This is a genomic window from Listeria goaensis, from assembly GCF_900186125.1.
GTDB lineage: Bacteria > Bacillota > Bacilli > Lactobacillales > Listeriaceae > Listeria > Listeria goaensis.
Window position 1 is genome coordinate 71,509 of sequence record NZ_FYBQ01000003.1, and the last position, 19,560, is coordinate 91,068.

The 19,560-nt window shown below is 41.4% G+C and carries 17 protein-coding genes; all 17 read right to left on the reverse strand.

The window, feature by feature from the left end; translation table 11 throughout:
- Positions 1–15 precede the first annotated feature (15 nt).
- The 17 genes from CFT42_RS05015 to CFT42_RS05095 all read right to left on the reverse strand — a co-directional run bounded on the left by CFT42_RS05015 (position 16) and on the right by CFT42_RS05095 (position 19,426).
- Positions 16–2,445: a glycoside hydrolase family 38 N-terminal domain-containing protein gene (locus tag CFT42_RS05015; RefSeq protein ID WP_088815557.1), complete on the reverse strand. Its 2,430-nt coding sequence runs from the start codon at positions 2,443–2,445 to the stop codon at positions 16–18.
- Between the two features lie 15 nt (positions 2,446–2,460).
- A complete protein-coding gene (locus CFT42_RS05020; protein ID WP_088815558.1) occupies positions 2,461–3,297 on the reverse strand; it encodes a carbohydrate ABC transporter permease in 837 nt (278 codons plus the stop codon).
- A 2-nt stretch (positions 3,298–3,299) separates the two neighbouring features.
- Positions 3,300–4,181 carry a carbohydrate ABC transporter permease gene (locus CFT42_RS05025; protein ID WP_088810557.1) on the reverse strand — a complete coding sequence of 294 codons (882 nt, stop codon included), beginning with the start codon at positions 4,179–4,181 and terminating at the stop codon, positions 3,300–3,302.
- Between the two features lie 125 nt (positions 4,182–4,306).
- Positions 4,307–5,551: an ABC transporter substrate-binding protein gene (locus tag CFT42_RS05030; protein ID WP_088810558.1), complete on the reverse strand. Its 1,245-nt coding sequence runs from the start codon at positions 5,549–5,551 to the stop codon at positions 4,307–4,309.
- Between the two features lie 240 nt (positions 5,552–5,791).
- Positions 5,792–7,534 (reverse strand): class I mannose-6-phosphate isomerase, encoded by a 1,743-nt coding sequence (locus tag CFT42_RS05035; RefSeq protein WP_088815559.1) that lies wholly within the window; start codon positions 7,532–7,534, stop codon positions 5,792–5,794.
- Between the two features lie 171 nt (positions 7,535–7,705).
- Positions 7,706–8,854, reverse strand: coding sequence for an RtcB family protein (locus CFT42_RS05040; RefSeq protein WP_088810560.1), 1,149 nt, complete (start codon positions 8,852–8,854; stop codon positions 7,706–7,708).
- Between the two features lie 325 nt (positions 8,855–9,179).
- Positions 9,180–9,368 carry a hypothetical protein gene (locus CFT42_RS05045; protein ID WP_088810561.1) on the reverse strand — a complete coding sequence of 63 codons (189 nt, stop codon included), beginning with the start codon at positions 9,366–9,368 and terminating at the stop codon, positions 9,180–9,182.
- 2 nt (positions 9,369–9,370) lie between these two features.
- The gene (locus CFT42_RS05050; protein ID WP_088815560.1) at positions 9,371–10,021 is read right to left on the reverse strand and encodes a class II aldolase/adducin family protein; all 651 of its coding nucleotides are present in this window, start codon (positions 10,019–10,021) and stop codon (positions 9,371–9,373) included.
- Complete coding sequence (locus CFT42_RS05055; protein WP_088810563.1) at positions 10,021–10,953, reverse strand: 1-phosphofructokinase family hexose kinase; 933 nt, start codon at positions 10,951–10,953, stop codon at positions 10,021–10,023. The genes CFT42_RS05050 and CFT42_RS05055 overlap by 1 nt, the downstream gene beginning before the upstream one ends.
- Complete coding sequence (locus tag CFT42_RS05060) at positions 10,950–12,302, reverse strand: PTS galactitol transporter subunit IIC (protein ID WP_088815561.1); 1,353 nt, start codon at positions 12,300–12,302, stop codon at positions 10,950–10,952. Before CFT42_RS05060 ends, CFT42_RS05055 begins: the two co-directional genes overlap by 4 nt.
- Before the next feature lie 25 nt (positions 12,303–12,327).
- Positions 12,328–12,603: a PTS sugar transporter subunit IIB gene (locus CFT42_RS05065; protein ID WP_088810565.1), complete on the reverse strand. Its 276-nt coding sequence runs from the start codon at positions 12,601–12,603 to the stop codon at positions 12,328–12,330.
- On the reverse strand, positions 12,600–13,076 hold the full coding sequence (locus tag CFT42_RS05070) for a PTS sugar transporter subunit IIA (protein WP_088810566.1): 477 nt from the start codon (positions 13,074–13,076) through the stop codon (positions 12,600–12,602). Before CFT42_RS05070 ends, CFT42_RS05065 begins: the two co-directional genes overlap by 4 nt.
- Before the next feature lie 4 nt (positions 13,077–13,080).
- Positions 13,081–15,078, reverse strand: coding sequence for a BglG family transcription antiterminator (locus CFT42_RS05075; protein ID WP_088815562.1), 1,998 nt, complete (start codon positions 15,076–15,078; stop codon positions 13,081–13,083).
- Between the two features lie 160 nt (positions 15,079–15,238).
- Positions 15,239–17,098: a PTS fructose transporter subunit IIABC gene (locus CFT42_RS05080; RefSeq protein WP_088810568.1), complete on the reverse strand. Its 1,860-nt coding sequence runs from the start codon at positions 17,096–17,098 to the stop codon at positions 15,239–15,241.
- Positions 17,095–18,018: a 1-phosphofructokinase gene (pfkB, locus tag CFT42_RS05085; protein ID WP_088815563.1), complete on the reverse strand. Its 924-nt coding sequence runs from the start codon at positions 18,016–18,018 to the stop codon at positions 17,095–17,097. Before pfkB ends, CFT42_RS05080 begins: the two co-directional genes overlap by 4 nt.
- A complete protein-coding gene (locus CFT42_RS05090; protein WP_088810570.1) occupies positions 18,015–18,767 on the reverse strand; it encodes a DeoR/GlpR family DNA-binding transcription regulator in 753 nt (250 codons plus the stop codon). Before CFT42_RS05090 ends, pfkB begins: the two co-directional genes overlap by 4 nt.
- 128 nt (positions 18,768–18,895) lie before the next feature.
- Positions 18,896–19,426 (reverse strand): HdeD family acid-resistance protein, encoded by a 531-nt coding sequence (locus CFT42_RS05095; protein ID WP_088810571.1) that lies wholly within the window; start codon positions 19,424–19,426, stop codon positions 18,896–18,898.
- Positions 19,427–19,560 lie beyond the last annotated feature (134 nt).

The following is a 19,560-nucleotide window of genomic DNA, read 5'->3' on the forward strand; positions in this document are numbered from 1 at the left end:
GCTCGCACTCCTATTCTAAATGTACATCGATAAAAATCCTTGATTGTAAGCTTTGCACGTTTCAATTGCAGGCACTGCCTCATTCGTTTCCAGCGTAGCAATTGTGTAGCGGAATTCGTAAAAGCCAGCTAAATCTACTTTAAAATTGGTTTCCCAAAAGTTGTTCATTGCCCAAACGTAAAGTGGCTCACCATTATTTGTTGTTTCACTTTGGCCAGACAATTCAATCAAGTGATGTTCCAGATTGCCGAGCACAAGAAGTGGTGTATCTTTGACCGCCAAAACAAGCGATTTACTTTCCCCCACGTATGCCGCTCCTTCTTGCACTAAATAAAACTCTTGATTCGTTTGCGGTAGCTGATCAATACCAGGCCGCATCAAGCAACCCGTTTTATCCAAATAAAGCTCTTCGCTCTCACCTGTTGTAAAAGGGAACGAGATGTATAAGTTTTCTGGGTCCCAAACACTGTCTTTGTGCAAGCGTAGCGTAACATCAATTTTTGGTGAATCGCGGTACACTTTTAGATGAATTTCATACATTTGCGTGCCGACCAAATTGTATGTGAATACGACTGTCGCACTCACATCGCCGGCTTCAATAATTTGAATGTTGCTTAACTCTGACACGTAACGCTTTGTTCCCACTTTTTTTCGGTTCCGTCCCATTGTATGGCGAACTTCCCAAGCATCTGGTTTTGTTTCTGTACGCTCGTATATCCCAACAAACGGCGCATGAACTAAATTCTCTCTGAGTAAAGAACTTCCGTCGCGCTTGTCTACTAGCGAAACAATTCCTTTTGTTTCATCAAAAGTCATGACATAATAATTTGTTTCAAGCTGATGCTCATTTACTCTTAGGCCCGATTGAAAGCCATCATAGACCACATCTTTAATTTTATCGACAGCTAAATAGCGATAATTTTCTTTTTGCAATTCTTTTTTAGGGCGAATGCGTAGAATGCGTTCTTCAAAGGCTTCTAACGCAAGGACTACTTCTATTTCTTTTGCGCGCGCAATTTCTCGAATCTGCGTAGGTAACACTTGCCCCGTTTTTTCATCGACAACTTCCATATTTTGGAGTAACAGGTCGACTCCGACTCCTTCGACATCTTCCCAGTGCTCAATATACAAACATACGCTATCTGTCCGCGCGATACCAAGTGGATTAATGACTTTAAATAGCTTCTCGCGGTCTGGACGAATTGTCACTTCTCCTTTTTCGGCTAAAATTTCATCTAATTTGAGCGACGCTAATTGGTTGGCGCGAATTGCATAAGCTGATTTTCTGAAATCTAAATCGTTTACTAATGTTTCCCACGGCTCGGTCACAGAAGAAGAATACCCCCATGTGTGTTCCGCGTATAAAGCGAGTTCATATTCGACTTCGTCCATGTATGCTTTATTTTCGATTGTCAATTCAGGCGATAACTGTTTCCCAATATGATATTTACGCTGCGCATCTTTATAATGTTTGACAACCGCAGGGGTTGAACCTATGCCGTCCGCCCACCAGTCGTTCCAGTCACCGCGGTAAACAGGCAGTTCATTTATTTGTTCACGCAGAATTTCAAAAAAGTGATTGAGCGTAATCATTTCAATTTGAATTTCATCGCCGTGCAAATCGTTCCAAGCTTTTACTCGCTCTAAAATCTGACCGTTTGGCGCTCCGTTATCGGTACTCATACCAGAAATCATAATAGGAACGAAATCGTATTCATATTCAGCATCGCTATCCAAGTTCGCAATGTAATTAAAAATGCGTTCTTCGGCAATTTTGAAGTCAGCTACTGCTGCTTTTTCATTAAAGCGGTCTTCTAGTAAGTAAGTGATGCCGTGATTCGGCACGAGGCAAAGTTCATTTCCCATATGGTAATGGTCGGATACCCATGCGAGAACCCGTTCGCCGCTCGGGCCTTCCCACCAAAAACCGTTATGCTTTCTGCCAAGCGGGAACATGCCGTGGTGCGTGTGAATGCAGGCGAATAAATTTTCAATCCCGTTATGTGCTAAGGCGTCCGCATAGCCCCATGCGTAGCCATTAATGTCGGCCGTCATCGCAGAGTCTAGCGGTACGGCTAAACGATCTGCATAGCTTCGTCCCTTTGCGAGCGTATGATTTAAGACATCATTATCTACTAATTCTGTCATGTTTAAATAGTTTAGCGAAATGTCAATCAGCCCAGCTTGAACGTAACGCTCGAAACTCGCAATATTTTCCGGACTGCTATTCGCTAGGAAATTTTCCACTTGCCAGTAGTTTTCACATACCCAACGGAATCCCTCCCACTCGGGGCGTTTGCCGTCTTCAATCTCTTTTAAAATATCAATTGCTTGTTGGATAAAATCAACATGATATCGTTTTAGCTTCTCCTGCCGCTCTGTGTAGCCAATATCCGTGTGCGAATGGTGCAACAAATACAACTTCCATTTTTTTGATAACGTCATTTTCCTTAACACTCCTTATTTTGTAGTCACAATAAAACCTTTTTCTAAATTTCGATGTGATAAAACAAATAAAATGATGGTTGGAATCGAAACGATAATGGCTGCGAGTAAAATTGGTGGCACCTTTTGTATGGTCGAACCGCCAAGCAGCGATACTGCCGCCATAACAGGTCGCGCCGTTTCTGATTTCGTCAAGGTCATCCCAAATAGCAAGTCGCTCCAAATCCATGTGAATTGGAATAAAAATACAGCCGCAAGCGGTGCACGAGCCATTGGCATATAAATTTTTCTAAAAATGTAAAAATCAGATGAACCGTCAATTCGAGCGCTCTCAAGCATTTCTTTAGACACACCCATCAAGAAGTTCCGCAAAACAAACACGCTAAACGGAATAATGAGCGCAGCATAAATTAAAATCATGCCCGTCCGCGTATCATATAAACCTACTTTATTATAGGCTTTAAAAATCGGAATTAAATAAACTTGGAATGGAAAAATTGTTCCGCTGTAAATGACAAAAAACCACAGCAAACCGTGCTTAATTTTCAGCGTTTCAATCGCGTAAGCAGCTAGAGCCGCCATCAAAATCCCAAGTCCCCCACCAAGCATACCGTAAATCATACTATTGATAAAGCCAGATCCAAGCTGAATTTGTTGCGTTAAATATTCCCAGTTTTCAGCCACAGAAAATGACTGCGGCAAGTCCCAAAAATTCCCCACACTATACTCAGTCGAACTTTTTACCGCATTCACAATCACATAAAGAAATGGAAAAATCCAAATGATCGCCAGTAAAATAAGAATGATATTAATGACCCATCGCCCGACTCCTGAACCTTTTGCATTTACCATTCTTAATTCCCTCCTTCTTTCGTGAATGTTTTTCTTAAGTAGAAAATGGAAATGATTAGAATAATCACTGATAACATAATGGCGATAGCCGAACCCATGCCCAAATGATTATTTGAGAACGATTCTTTATACATAGTTACCGCTAACGTTTCCGAAGTCCGGTACGGCCCACCACCAGTCATAATCCAAATACTATCAAACGTTTTAAAACTATTCACAAGCGACATCAACACAACAACCACAATCGTTGGTTTTAATAAAGGCAAAATTATTTTCGTGTATAAGCCAAGTCCCGAAGCGCCTTCGATTTTGGCCGCCTCAATTGGTTCCGTTGGCATGTTAACTAAGCCAATAATAAAAAGCAGCATGTTCATACCAATTCCTTGCCAAATTCCAGCTACTATCATCACGCCCGTATTCACATAAGGAATATTCAACCAGTTTTTATCCAAATTTTCGAATCCCAGCATCCCAAGTAATTGCGGCAGGCCGTACATCGACAATAAACTCGTCATGATGAGGCCAACGATAACGCCTGAAACGGCATTCGGAAAATAAAACAAGTTTTTAAATATCGTCGAAAACGAACTTTTCGTGATTGCAATGGCAAAAAGAAGTGGTAATACTACAGGAATGATGAGCCCTGCAGCAACCCAAACTAAGGTATTAATACAAGATAATAGGAAATTTTTATCTTGAAAAACGGCAATATAATTGCTAAAGCCTACAAATTCGAAACTGCCTAAGCCGCTCCAATTTGTGAAACTAATAAACAACGTAAAAATAATTGATAAAATACAAAAGCAAAATACGAAAATGACTGCCGGCGCAATGTATAAATATGTCTTCAGCTCTCGGCGTTTTGGCCTTGCTTCTAGACTCATAAGAAACCACACCCTTCTAGTAAAATCATTTGCAAAAAGCGATACATCATCACAATCAGACTGATGACAAATGACGAACTTCTTTACGATTTGTCATCAGTCTGCTCACCTTTTGCGCTACTCTTTTATTTAAATACGCTGTCTGCTGTTTGTTGAATGGTGTTTAGCGTCTCGTCTATCATTTTATCAGTCGGATTATAGAAGAACTTCCATAATTCATCTGTCGCTACATTCACGATTTCAATTGGGGTCGCTTCATAGTAACGTACCATGACAGAATATTTCTCCGTATCCGCTGCTTCTTTAACAAAATCGCCGTTTACTGGGTCATCTGATTTTGTATTGCTCGTATTAATGATTCCTGCTTCGTCAACGAAAATTTGCTGAACATCTTTCTTATAAAAACTTTGCAATACTTTTTTAGCATCTGCACTTTGTTTACTATTTTTTGAAACGACAATTGGGGACGCTTCAAAGAATATTACTTTTTTCTGATCAGCTTTCATGGAAGGTGCAACAAACACATCAAAGTCTTTTCCTGGTTCCATTTGGTATTCTTTTTTAAGCGTTGTAGATGTGACGGTTGGCTCGTACATCATTGCGCTCTCGCCAGTCGAAAACATTTTCGCTTGTGAAGGTGGATCAACTGGTTCACCGAAATACCCTTTTTTAATCATACTTTGCCAGATTTTCATTACTTTTTTCATTTCAGGGTCTGTATATTTGATTTCCCCGTTTGTTAAGCCGACATATAAGTCTGGGTTATAGCTCGCAATTAAGGTTTGGAACCATAAGAAGCTTGCCCACGGGTCATTTTTCAAACCGATTGGGTCCACATTGTTCTCTTTTAACGTATCACAAACTTGGATAAATTCTTCCCACGTTTCTGGCTCTTTTAAATCATATTTATCAAAAACCGCTTTGTTATACAGAATTCCGTTATACAAGACACTAAATGGTGCCGCATAAACTTTTCCATCGATTGTGAACGCATCCGCCAAGCCCGGATTGACACCTTCTTTTTCATAGTAATCTTTCCATTCTTTCGATAAATCCACAACTAAATCGTTATCCACTAATTTTTTCAGTTTATCTCCACTCCACCAAGTGAACAAACCCGGAGCTTTATCGCTATCAAGCGATTGTTGGACGGCTGTTTCATAAGCCGTTACTTCGGTGTAACCGACTGTTTTATAGCCGACGCCCCCATCATCCTCAATTTTATCTGACATTGAATTTAGAATTCCAACATTTTCGCCGCCTTTATCCGTATAAAATTCAACTTTTGAACTAGCAGAACTTCCTTCCCCACAACTTGCTAAAAGCATTAGGACTGCAACTATACAACTAATTGATATAAATTTTTTCATCCTAAACCCTCCTTTTTGTTAAATTGAAAATATTATTAGTTTTCCGATTTCGTTCTTACTAGATAAGCAATTTTTCGAATTGTTTACCGCCTTACATTTTACTATTTCATTATAAGTATAGGCACATAAGCGTGCAAGCGGTTACAGGAATTCCGAAAATGGTTTTCGATTGACGAAAAAAACGGACTATACCAGAAAAAAATACCAGACCGATACAAGCTCTATCAGTCTGGTTTATCACTACTGGATTCGCGCCCGCAAAATAGCGACTTTTTCGCTCTCACCAATATTTCTAATTCTAAATTTTTCAACTTGCGCTGGAATAACAAAGGTTTCGACATAATTGACTTCAAACGGTTCAAAAGCTTGTTCGACGCTTTCAATCACCACTTTATCCCCTTCCACTAAGTTCAACATGTTTACTGTTTTTTCAGCGTTGTCGTAGTCAACAAAATCCGTAAACCAATCTCGCTCTGTCACAATTTGTTGCGTTTTATATAAACCAGTCCGCTCTTTTTTAGGTTTTTCTTGAATGAGCTCAAAGTGGTTCACTAAATGGTCGCTCACCCACTCTCCAGAACGTTCCTCATTTATTACTTTTTCTCCGTGTTCAATGTGCACTGGGCGCGGTTTGCCGTCTAGGCCGAGTCGTCCCCAGTCCCAAAGTTTGAACGTGAAAATATAGGCGGACAAACTGACCTCAAGGACCATTGAGCCGGCTCCTGAACAGTGAATGGTGCCGGAGGGGATTAGGAAATGGTCATGCTTTTTAGCAGGGAAAGTATTCACGTATTTCGTGGCATCGAATTCGGTTTCGCCGTCTTGGGCTTTGCGGAGCGATGCTAGCAATTCGTCTTTTTCCACACCTTCCTTTAAACCTAAATAAACAACGGCATCTTCTTCTGCGTCTAGCAAATAGTAGCTTTCTTCTTGGGTGTAGTCCATGCCAAATTGTTTTTTTATATACTCTTTATCTGGGTGAACTTGCAAGCTCAGGTTCCCGCCGCCCATCGTGTCTAGAAAATCGAAGCGAATTGGCAGTTCCGCACCAAAACGATTAAAAACGAGCTCGCCAAGGAGCGGTAGCGGGTATTTCAGCACCGCATTTAGCGCTGGCGTTTCTAAGCGCATGTCGCCAAATTGCAAATACAAGCTGTTCTCCTCCGCAACGCCGTCAAACGCCCATGCCAGTTTTTCGCTTTCATGTTGAATGCCGAGTTTATCTTTCATCCAGTAACCACCCCAAACGCCCGGGTCGAAATACGGGACGAAACGAAAAGGACCACGGAGCATCTGCTCAAGACCAAGACAGTAATCAGACCATTTCAACATTTTCGGTTGGTCTAAAATATTATCGTCTAAATAGTAGTCGATTCGATTAAATAGCGCTACCTTTTGACGGTCTGCTGCACGCCAGTCTAAGAAAAAACCTCGCTTATACTTCCGTAAAATGTCTTCGTCTACAAGCGTATCGTTCCAATTGCCGATTTCATTTGCGCGCATTCTTTGCTGGATTTCAAAGCGGGCGACGTCCATATAAACGGTAATGTCCGCTTGAGCGGCTAAACTAGCGCCCGTTCCAAAAACAATGGTTAAACCGGTTGATGCGGCAACTTTATGCTTTAGTTCTGTCAGCCGTTCTTGTTTAAAGTAGTCGTCCAATTTGAGCGTGGACATTCGGCCGAATACGCGGTCGTCTGTAATTAGCATCGCGAATTTTTCGCGAATTTCAGCACCACTTAGAGCAAACTCATCCGCAAAGAAAAGGGTCGCATCTTTAAAATGGTGCTCTAAAGCTAGCTTCAAATTTTCAATGCGCACACCTGGATATGCTTCAATAACGAGTACGGTTTTCTGTTTGGCACACTGCTTCACAGCACTCGAAAGCTCGTTAAAAATGGCAACAAATCCCGTCCAAGTTATGAAATCCCCTTTTACCTTAAAAGTAGGGTGTTGATTGTAGGTCGTTTTTTTCTTATTCAATTTACGACTCCTCCTTCCATTCCTGCCTCAAGTATATGAATTTACCATTTATTTCACAATACTTTTTCAAGATAACGAAAACCATTTCCGCTGTGAGAAAAAAAACCTATGAAAATGACTTTTATTTTTCAGGTTACGCAAAAAAGCAAGGCTGAAAACAGCCTTGCTTTTTTATGCTTTGAAATTATACAGCGGGCGAATGATTTCTTGAATATCCATCGTGTCCACAACGTCTTTTTCGAGTTGTTTGGCAGATTTGTAGGCTTTTGGGGCTTCATCTAATGTTTTTTTAGAAACGGAAGTTGTGAAGATGCCTTTCATTGCGCGTTGGTAGCTTTCCAGCGTGATGCTTTCTTTTGCTTTCGTTCGGCTTAAAAGGCGACCTGCTCCGTGGGGCGCTGATGAATTCCAATTGGGGTTGCCTTTTCCGACAGCAAGAATGCTCCCATCGCGCATGTTGAGCGGAACGATAATTTGTTCACCCGCCTGTGCGGAAGTTGCGCCTTTGCGCAACATATTTTGTTCTAAATCGATGTAATTGTGCGGGCAGTCAAAGCGGGAGACGACATGTTTGCTCCACTTCATTGCTTTTAGGATCACCTCGGCCATCAAAAAGCGGTTGCGTGCGGCAAATTGTTGTGCAATGTGCATATCCGCCAAATAAGCCGCTAATTTTTCTTTTTCTAAAAAAGAGAGTTCGTACGGTAATTTTAGTTTTTCTCGTTCAGCCATAAGCTCTGGCTGTTTTTTTGCGGCAATCTTTAATTGTTTGCGCACAAGGCTCAAGCTCTCATAGGCGACTTCCTGATGATACTCCGCGATATCTTTTCCTAAAACACGACTCCCACTATGAATCACGAGATAAATGCCATCTTTTCCTTTGTTCACTTCAATGAAATGATTTCCTCCGCCTAGTGTGCCGAGACTTCTCGCCGCATAACCACGGCGAATGGGCGCCGAAACTTCGTCCAAATTGAAGGCCGCTACTGGTAAATCATGCGTCCCACTCCCATTTGGAATGCGATTCCGAATGGTTTTATCAAGCTTATCAAAATCCAATTTAACATTTTGTTTCAGTTTGACAACATGCAAGCCGCAGCCAATGTCCACGCCAACCAAATTAGGCACGACTTTATCTTGAAGGGTCATCGTTGTCCCAATGACGCACCCCGTTCCAGCATGCGTATCTGGCATAATGCGGATTTTACTTTTCTTTAAAAACTCTAAATTGCAAAGGGTCATAATTTGACCGATTGTTGCATCGTCCACTTGTTCTGTATAACAAATGGCTTCGTTATATTTTCCTTTAATTGTTAACATTTCTTTTCCTCGTTTTCTCTTAAAATTTCGCCAAGAGAAACGTGTTTCTCTTGGGTGTTAGTTGTTTTTTCTAATTCTCTTTGTCATTTTAATCACCCTTTCAAAATAAAAAACTCCAGTTCATAAGCGAACTGAAGTCAACCTTTATTACCGGACACAATGGAAATGCAGCGGGCTAAAGGTACATTTTGCTACTTCAATTCTTATTTGCTGATTCATTTTTAATTTTCGCATCTTTATCCCTCCATTTCCATCAAATTTATTTTATTTTAACAAATACGGGTAAAAAAAGCAAAATAGGATTCGCCCATTTTGCCTTTTCTACTTAATCCTTTTGATGTTTTTCAGCGATTAATTCTCGCCAACTTTTGTTTGTCTTTGGATATTTTTTTCGGTAAATTCTTTGCGTGACAATAGCTGAAATAAGCGCGAGAAACATGAGTAGCATCGATTGAAAAATTGTGGCCACTAAAAAGAGGAGCGCGCTAATAAAAACACCAAAATTGATTGCCATATTTATTCCTCCAAATTGTAATTGAGTTCTTTTTCTTCTGTTAGGCTGTGGATATTCAGCGCATCAAACACCATAGCTTTTTGCGCGACGTATGCATTATATTCAATACGCTCCAATAAATCGTATGCTTTATGCAAAGAGCTTTCAAGTACGACGATGCCATGTTTGTTCAGTAAACTTGCGCTAGGAACCGCCTTTTCGCCTAAATCAGCAACATGCCGCCTTACGATTTCTGCCAGTTCCTTACTTGTCGCGGGGGCAAATTCGAGTGTTGGAATCCGGCCGATTTTTTGCGTCGCTTCTGTTAAATTTGGTAAATCTACTCCGAGCGTTGCAAACAGCATGGATTCTTTTGGGTGAGCATGTAATACACACCCAATTGCTGGATTTTCGTTGTAACAAGCACGATGTAGATTAATTTCGCGTGTGACTCGGCCGTCGCCTTCTACCACCTCGTTATTTTGATCAACAACTAAAATTTCATATGGTGATAATTGGCATAATCTGGCTTGGCTCATCAAAGTGGGCGTCATAATAATATGCTCATCATTCATTTTAACCGAAACATTTCCTCCAGCTGCGTTCGTTTCAAAGCGATCAAACATGGTTTTCACAATTTTCGCTAAATCTTTACGCTCTTTTTCATATAACATTACATTTCCTCCACTTCGATAATTGAAATTTTTTTACTTAAATGAGCGGCTTCTTCCACACTAAAAGTGGCGCTATCCATATACTGCACTTTGCTAGCGGCGACACTTGAAGCGCGACGAATCACATTTTCAATCGTCAAGTTAGCTGACAACCCAGCAATAAAGCCACCGACGAAAGCATCGCCTGCTCCTGTATCACTTTTTTCACTAACTTGCGGTGCCAAAACGCGATAAACCTTACCGTTATAAGCCACATATGATCCTTTTTTCCCAAGCGAAACGACGAAATAGCGAATTTTCCCCATCAATACGCGAATATTTTGAAGCAAATCATCATTTGACTGATGTACTAAGATTTTCACTTCTTCTTCATTCGGTTTTAAGAAATCCACGCCATTTTTAGCGGCATAGAGCAAAAATTCACCAGATAAATCGCACGCGAGGAAAGCGCCTGTTTTTTTCACCGTAGAAAATAAAGTTTTAAAATCGGCTAGCGCATAACCTGGCGGCGGTGAGCCTGCAATCACGACATAGTCGCTTTTTTTGACGTTTTCTTTGATGAAATGAAGCAGATTTTCCTTGTTTTTCTCGCTGACAGTAAAACCCGCTTCCGGCATCATCGTGCTTCCGCTCGTTGTTTCGCTAATCACGACAAAGCATTCACGTGTAGCCACATCAGGCTCGACAAAAAAGTGATGCGAAATCGCGCGTTTCTTTAAAATATCAAAAAGCTGTGCTTGATTTTGTTCGCCGATAAAGCCGAGCGCTACGTTTGGAATTTCATATTGGCTTAGCACATGTGAAACGTGAAGCCCTTTTCCGCCGCAATCAAATTCCGTGTGAACGACTCGGTTCGTTTTGCGTTTTTCTAGCTCCTCGCGAATAAAAAGGAGCCGATCAATTGCGGGGTTTAGCGTAATCGTATAAATCATTGCGCGTCCGCCTCTTCAAACTTTTGTGTACGTTTTTTCATGACTTTCAAGTAGAAAACTAGCAGAACGAGCCAACCTACAAGTAAAACTAGGCCTATCACACTCGGTTTTGTCGCCTCCGCCGCAATAAATCGAAATACAGGATACTCAAGTGTGCTCCACGTAATTTCCTGTCCTGCCTTTAAAGAAATCGCGCCCGTTGAATTGGCCAGCTTCGTAATGGTGTCTGCGAAAAACGTCGCAACGTATAAAAATACTGGCGTTGTAATAACCCCTAAAATGGTCATGCGGAGCAAATTGCCGCCTGTCACAACAAGCGCCGGGGCGCATAAGGAAATGTTTAAGATGCCAGCAAATGGTAGCACGCCGTTTCCAGGTAAGATGAACGAAAAGAGTAGCGTCACAGGAACCATGATGACAACGGCCACCCAAACTTCACTACAACCAGCTAGAATGGGCCAGTCCAGCCCGATAAACAATTCGCGGTTTTTAAACTTCCTTTTCATAAACTCAGAAATGCCATCTGAAAGCGGTGATAAAGCTTGCATAAAGAGCTTAGCCACCATTGGGAATAACGTTAATGCCGCCGCGGCTTGCATCGCGAGCATTAAAATTTTCGGAATATCATAGCCAGCAGCAAGACCGAGCAAACCACCGATAATAAAACCCATCACATGATTTTCTGCAAAAATCCCAATTTTTTCTTTTAACGCATTTGCGTCCATATCTTTTCGTAAAAAAGGAATTTTCTTTAGTAGCCAATTAAACGGCATCAAGAATACGCAGAAAATCATCATTCCGTGCGATACTGTAACGCCCGGGATCCCGTTTAATTCTTGAATTTGTCGTTGGTTCGCGTCGCTAAGTAGAAGCTCAACGACAATTTGAATACCAGCAACTAAAAAGGCCAGATAATAATTTTGCGTTACGCCGTAAACTAGAACGGCCGTTAAAATTTTGCCCCATACGTTCCATAAATCGACGTTTAACGTTTTAGTTCGATTGAAAACGAGCATCAGCGCATTGATTCCGAGCTGAACCGGAAACATGAGAAAAGCAAGCGGCCATGCCCACGCAAGGGTAGCCATTGAAGTCCAACCGCCATCTAAAATTGTCAGCCCAATACCCGTTCGCTCAGCAAGCGCCTGTGCGGCAGGCGTTAGCGCTTCAATCATAAAGCCAATCACAATGTTCATACCAAGGAAAGCTACACCTAAAATAATACCGGCGCTAAAAGCATCGCGCACTTTCATGCGGACAATTAGACCAATAATGATCATTAAAGCTGGAACAAAAACAGCGGCTCCTAAATTTAAAACAAACTGTACAACACTTTGTAAGGATTCCATTACCTCACGCTCCCTATTGATTTTTTTATTTTAAGGCGGCTAGCAGTTTCGTTGTTTCTTCTTCCATGCCCATTCCTGTTAAAAAGGCAATGCCATTTAAAGTTGGAATATCAAACGATTTATTTGCTTTTGTAATCGCGATATACACATCGCTCGTTCTAATGTGCTGTTCGAGCGACTTAATATCCACCGCTTCCACAACTGCAGATACACCCTTTTCTTTTAAAATTCGGTCCACTTTCGACGCTACCGTTTGACTCGTCGCTACACCAGAACCGCATGCTACAATCACTTTTTTCATTGTTCAAAACCTCCAAATTGTTTTTTTAAAAAGGCCACCATGTCTTGCTTATCGTGCAGATTTTGTAACCTCTTAGAAAAATTTTCCTCGCCAAACTTTTCCATAATTTTAGCCAAAAGAGGCACTTGATTTTGTGGCTCTCGAATCCCTAAAATAAAAATCATCTGAACATCAATCACTTTATCCGTTGTTCCCATCTGTACAAATGGAATGGCATGTTCCAATTTGCTCACAAAAACAAATGGCTTCTTGACGTGACAAACATCTGTATGCGGAATGGCAATTCGAATGTCATTCATCTCAAGGCCAGTCGGAAAAACCTTTTCCCGTTCGACAATCGCTCGAAAAAAAGAGCGCTCCACAAAATCTCCGTCTTCCAAAATCGTTGCGGCAAGACTAAAAAAGTTTTGCTGATCTGTCGCAATTTGCCCCATCAGGGTGTTTTTTTCTTGAAATAAACTGGCATACTCCAACACTTCACCCCCTATCAATCATTTCGTATAATTCATTTTGGTTTTCTGCCGAGAGTACTAGCCGCCGTTTTTTTTCGTCTAAAAAGAGTTCGTTTAGTTTTAAGAGAAGTGAAATATGGCGATTTTTTTCAGACGGCGCAAGAGCAACCACAATATCCACTTCGCTTCCACACGGCGTTTCAACAGGTGTTTTCAGACGAACAATTTGGATATCCGCATTTAAAACACCGTCGCCTGGTGATGCATGTGGCAAATAAATATTCGGCCCAATCATCATCGTTTCATAGTGGTCATAAAAATGGGCGCGGCATTTTTCAACGTACTGCCAAGTCACAGACCCCCGTTTTAACAGCGGCTCAAAAGCTTCCTCCACAATCGATTCCCACGTTGCATCCTCTAAAAAGCTAATTTGTTCCTCAAAAATGACCATTTCTTTCGGCGCCTTTTCAATTTGCGGCTTTTTCATAAAGAACTGATTCAATTGCTGCTCGACAAACGGGCGTTTTTCAGATGGAATGGCTTCTTTTAGCATCGCCATAAGTTCTTTCGTTCGCATACCCTCATCAAGCAAAATTGCCTGTTCCAATTGCCTGCGCAGTTTTTTTCGTTCCAGCTTCCCTAAAATGGGCGGCACAACAAAAACCGTCGCCTGACTTTGCACGGGAACCGTCGTAAAAATAAAATCAAGATCTCCTTCCACTTCCGGAAGTTGTCTAACGGCATAGGCCCCTTTAAAATCAATGGTCGGAAACATCATTTTTAAATTTTCAATCAATAGTTTTGAAATCGATGTCCCGCTTTGGCATAAAACAGCGGCTGAAAAAACAGGTTCGGCAGACTCCTCTTCTTGATACATCCAAGCGAGCACAATCATCGATAAAAACACAATTTCTTCCTCCGACCAGGCGTGCCCTACTAGGCGTTCAAACGGTGCAGCCGCTTTTTTCACAATTTGAAAAGTCGGCAAATATTCCGTCTTAAATTGCTCAGCCAGTGGATTCACAATTTGAAAGCCAAGCAAATTGCGGTACACCGCCGGGCGAACATGCAGCATCACCTTTTCCTTAAACTCCGCTTTATGCGCAAACTCAGTCGCAAAATAAATTTCTAATTGCTGAATAAATTCCGTTGTCGCGTCGGCAATTTCATCGCTCTCTGAAAAATAAAGGACGGATTCGAGCAAACTAGACGCCAAAACTTGCAGAGCAAGGTATAAATAATCCGCCTCGGATAAAAAATCATACCCCCAAAACATTTCTTTAATAACCGGGTATTCCTTGGTATTTTTAAGATCATATTTCTTAAGTTGAAAAGACCAATCCGCACGTAAAACTTCCGCACGCTTAATGGTGCCAACTAAAATATACGGTAGCTCCTCCATTTGCTCGTCTGTAAATGTCACTTGCAGTCTTTTCTCCACACTTTCAAGCCTTTTTTTCAAAAGAAAAGTTTCACTGACAGTAATTAAATTTTTTTCGTCAAGCACAAATTTCCCGTATGGTATTTTAATGACCTCCCGCAAAAGTTCAGCAAGCTTGCTTCGAATCAAAAACTCCGCCCCATTTACCGCATAGCCTTCCTTGCGAGAATATTCCAAATGAATCCGCCTTTCATTTAAATGGTTGCGAATCCATTTGACGTCATTTAAAACGGTATTTTTGCTAACATACACATAATCTGCCAGCGCTTTAAGGGACAAAAAACGCGGTTCCATCAGAAGTTGAATTAAAATAAGTTGCCGTCTTAGTTTTACTTCATAATACGTGAACAACATTTCCTCCTCGGCAGTTAAAAGGCGATAGCATTCTTCGCGACCTTTTTCCGTCAAGCGAATCGTGCTTTCATGAATAAAAATTTTTTCTTGTTTTAGTAGATGGTTGATTTTTGAAATCCAATCTAAAAGTTCATCTTCTGAAATTCGAAAACGCCTAGCAACCGCTAATAGCTCCGTATTTTCATGTGTTAAAAGATAGATGATTAAATCCTTACTTCCTTGTTCCATCTACTCCCCTCCTCATACTTTAATAGTAAATGATAACCCTTACATAAAATTGTAATTCTATCCCAATTTTAAATAAAGCGCTTTCTTTCCTTGTGATGAAAAATTGTATTGAACACAAAAAAGCTGACACACGTGTGTGTCAGCTTAACCATTTTCAATTTTAGTTTTGCTTCGGCTTCTTCCAAAATCCGTAAATGAGTCCAGAGATGACCATACCAATTAAAATGGCGATGATAAAGAGAATCGGTTTGTTCGCCAGTGGTGCTACGAAAATACCGCCGTGTGGGGCTGGAACGTCGACTGCCCAAATTTGCGTGAGCGCCCCAGCAATAGCTGAACCTATGACGGAAGATGTAATGACTCGAAGTGGATCGGCCGCAGCAAATGGAATCGCCCCTTCTGTAATAAAGGAAAGTCCTAAAATGTAGTTTGTAAGACCGGCTTGTTTTTCTTGTTCGGTAAATTTATTTCTAAATAGCGTTGTAGCTAAAGCAATGGCTAAAGGTGGCACCATACCGCCCGCCATAACGGCTGCCATAAATGCGCCGTCACCCGTTGAAGTGAATACGCCAATTGCAAATGTATATGCAGCTTTGTTGAACGGGCCACCCATATCAATGGCCATCATACCGCCGAGAACAAGTCCGAGGACAGCCGCATTGGCTGTGCCTAGGCCGTTAAGTTGCGTTGTCAGGAAATCGTTGATGACTTTGAAAATTGGATCGATAATGAAGTACATTAAGCCGCCTGTAATGAGCAATCCGAATACCGGATAAAGCAAGATGGGTTTTAAGCCGTCAAGCGAACGAGGCATGCCCGCGAACACTTTTTTCAGTCCAAGAACGATGTACCCTGCAAGAAAACCTGCCGCTAAGCCGCCAAGGAAACCAGCGCCTGATGTTGCGGCTAGCAAACCACCGACCATACCGGGCATTAAGCCGGGGCGATCAGCGATACTGCTTGCGATAAAACCTGCCAAAATTGGAATTAAGAATACGAAGGCACCTGTTTTACCATCTGAAATAGCAGTTAGCATTTGGTAAACTGCGCTATCTGGATATAATTGTTCGATTAGGAAGGAAATCGCCATTAAAATCCCGCCACCGACTACAAATGGTAGCATATGCGAAATTCCGTTCATTAAATCTTTATAAATTTTACTGCCGATGGAAACTTTTTCCGAAGACTCCTCTTCATTTTTCACATGATCGGCATGAAACACTGGCGCATCTTGTTTTAAAGCCCGATTAATTAATTCTTCTGGCTTACGAATCCCGTCGCTCACTGGTGTTTCAAGAACGTGTTTGCCGTCAAAGCGTGCCATTTCAACATTTTTATCGGCGGCCACAATTACGCCCGCTGCACGTTTGATTTCGTCGGCCGTTAGACGGTGTTTCACGCCTTCAGAGCCATTTGTTTCTACGCGAATCGAAATGCCCATTTCTTGCGCTTTATTTTTCAACGCATCTTCCGCCATATACGTATGCGCAATTCCAGTTGGGCAAGCCGTCACTGCCACGACAAATTGGTCGCCGGAAGCCGTTTCGACAGGCGCAGCTTCTGATTCATTTTGCTTCGCGTCAAACAATTCGGTAACTTCATCTGGTGTTTTCGCTTGCTTCAAATGCGCCACAAAATCAGGATGTACGAGCAAGCGAGAAAGTGCTGCTAACGTTTCAAGGTGGGTTTCATTCGCCCCATCAGGCGCTGCAATCATGAAAAATAAATGAGCTGGCGCACCGTCTAATGACTCGTAATCAAGTCCAGCCTCACTTTTAGCAAAAACAACAGTGGGTGTATTAACGGCTTTCGTTTTCGCATGCGGCATCGCAATGCCTTCGCCAATTCCCGTTGAGCTCTCAGCTTCCCGCTTCATAATTTCTTTTTTGAATAAAGCAGCATCGTTTATTTTGCCGTTACGCTTTAGAGAATCAATCATCTCATCAATGGCCGCTTCTTTCGTCGTCGCCTTAAGCGACATAATCATGACATCTTTACTGAGCAAATCTGTTATTTTCATTTCGTCCCCTCCATTTTATCTAAATTAACTTGTGGCAAAATTTCTTGAATGAAGTCTGCTGTCGCCAAATCCGTTGAAAAGGCTGTCGCTGTTCCTGTTGCTACGCCAAATTGAAACGCGCGTACTGGATCCCCTGTTTCTGCAAAAGTTCCAACAAACCCCGCAATCATGGAATCCCCGGCACCTACAGAATTTTTCACTTGCCCTTTAATCGGTTCGGCAAAATACACATCATCGCCCGTGAAAAGTAGCGCCCCGTCGCCTGCCATCGATACGATAACATGTTTTGCACCAAGTTCAAGACACTTTTTACCATACGGGATTAAATCTTCTTTTGATTCGAAATGTACGCCGAATAATTCTGCCAACTCGTGATGATTTGGCTTAATTAAAATTGGTTTTTTTGAAAGTGCTCGAAGCAGTTCGGCGCCTGTCGTATCAATCATAAACTCGGCGCCTTTTTTTAGGCACAACTGAATGATGCGGTCATAAAAATTCGCGCCAAGCGACGGCGGTACACTGCCCGATAAAATAACCACATCATTTGCTTGCACCTTTTCAAGTTGCGCAAAAAACGCTGCCACTTCCGCCTCTGTAATGTCAGGACCAAGGCCGTTAATTTCCGTTTCGTCCCCAGCCTTCAATTTAATATTAATTCGCGTATCATCGGCAATATCCGCAAAATCAGTTGCAATGCCTTCTTTTGTCAGCCATTCTGCGATGAAGCGACCCGTGAAACCGCCTAAAAATCCACTTGCAATCGTTTTCACACCGAGTTGATTTAAAACCCGAGAAACATTAATCCCTTTCCCGCCAGGCAGCTTATAATCGCGTTTCATTCGGTTTAAATCGCCAATTTTCAAGTCAGCCACTTCCACAATATAATCAATCGACGGATTTAACGTAATCGTATAAATCATTTCCCCACCTCAATTACTTTTAATTTTTGACTAAAACTCTCCGCTTTATTGACCGGCACGTAATCCGTTATGAGCGTCGCACCGTTTAATTCGAACATTTTCGCGAAGTTTGCTTGCGCAAATTTTGAGTGATCCGCTACGACGAAAACTTCGTCTGCGAGCTGACTCGCCTTGCGCTTTAAAAACGCCTCTTCTGTATCCGGCGTCATAAAACCAAATTCATGATGAATCGCATTCGCTCCAATGAACACCTTATCGAAATGATAGTTTCCAATGTTATCAAGCGCCACCGCACCAACAACGGCTTTTGTATGCACTTTCATTTTGCCACCGAGTAAATAAGCATCCACCTGCAAATTGACGAGCCGCTCAACATGACCTAAACCATTCGTCACAACCGTAATTTTTTTATCTGCTAAAAAGGGAATCATTTCGATAGTTGTAGAACCTGCGTCTAAATAAATACAATCATTTTCTGCAACAAGCTCCGCTGCCCGTTTTGCAATCTGTTGCTTACTATGAACGTGTTTGAATGTTTTCTCATCCATACTTGGCTCCAAATTGTGTTGCTTCAAAAGTTTCGCCCCGCCGTGTACGCGTTCTAGTAATCCATCTTCTTCCATTTCAATCAAATCGCGCCTAATAGTTGATTCAGATGAATTCAAACTAGCTACAAGTTCTGAAAGTTTTACAACACCAAGGCTTTCCAGCATGTCTAAAATTTTCTCTTTCCGCTCAGCATTTAACATTTCATTCCCTCCGTTCACCGTTATCATAACATCTATTCCCGTCAAAATCAATCACTTTCTTTCAAAACATTTCATTTGAGTGCACAAAAAAAGCGATTGAGCTATACTCAACCGCCTTGTATTCGAAATTATTTATCCATTTTACCCATGATGAAGAAAGTAGAAATTGCGCCAATTCCTTCAACAATAAAGAATGTACCTGTAATAAATACAATCCCAACTAGGCTTACTACTGGGTTGAACAACGCGATAAAACCGACAAGAATACCGATAATACCCATTGTTAAAATCCAGCCCCAACCTTGAACGTTGTTTTGTTTCGCAGCAAATGCGCCAATTGTACGCATAATACCTGCAAAAAGTACCCACATTGCAAAAACAAGTACAAGTGTTGCAGCACCTTCGATTTGGTCAAATAGTAGGAAGATACCTAGTAAAGTAGATAAAATCCCTTCTGCTAGCACCCAGCCAGAAACATGTTGCGCTTTGCGATTTGAAAAGTAGGAAATAATATGAAAAATACCTGAAACTAGAAGTACAAACGCAATTGTAAAACTAAATGTTAATAGCGATACAAGCGGGTGGAACATTAACCAAACTCCCAAGCCAATCATAGCAATTCCTGCAATTAGTAATAAAATTCGAGTAAAAGTTTTCATTTTTTGCCTCCCTAATGATTTATGTAAACACTAGATAAGTTTACCACGTTTTACGTAAGTGTAAACCTATTTAAGTTTAATTTACATATTTGTCACAAAGAGATATAAAATTATACTTTTTATGTGTAATTTAA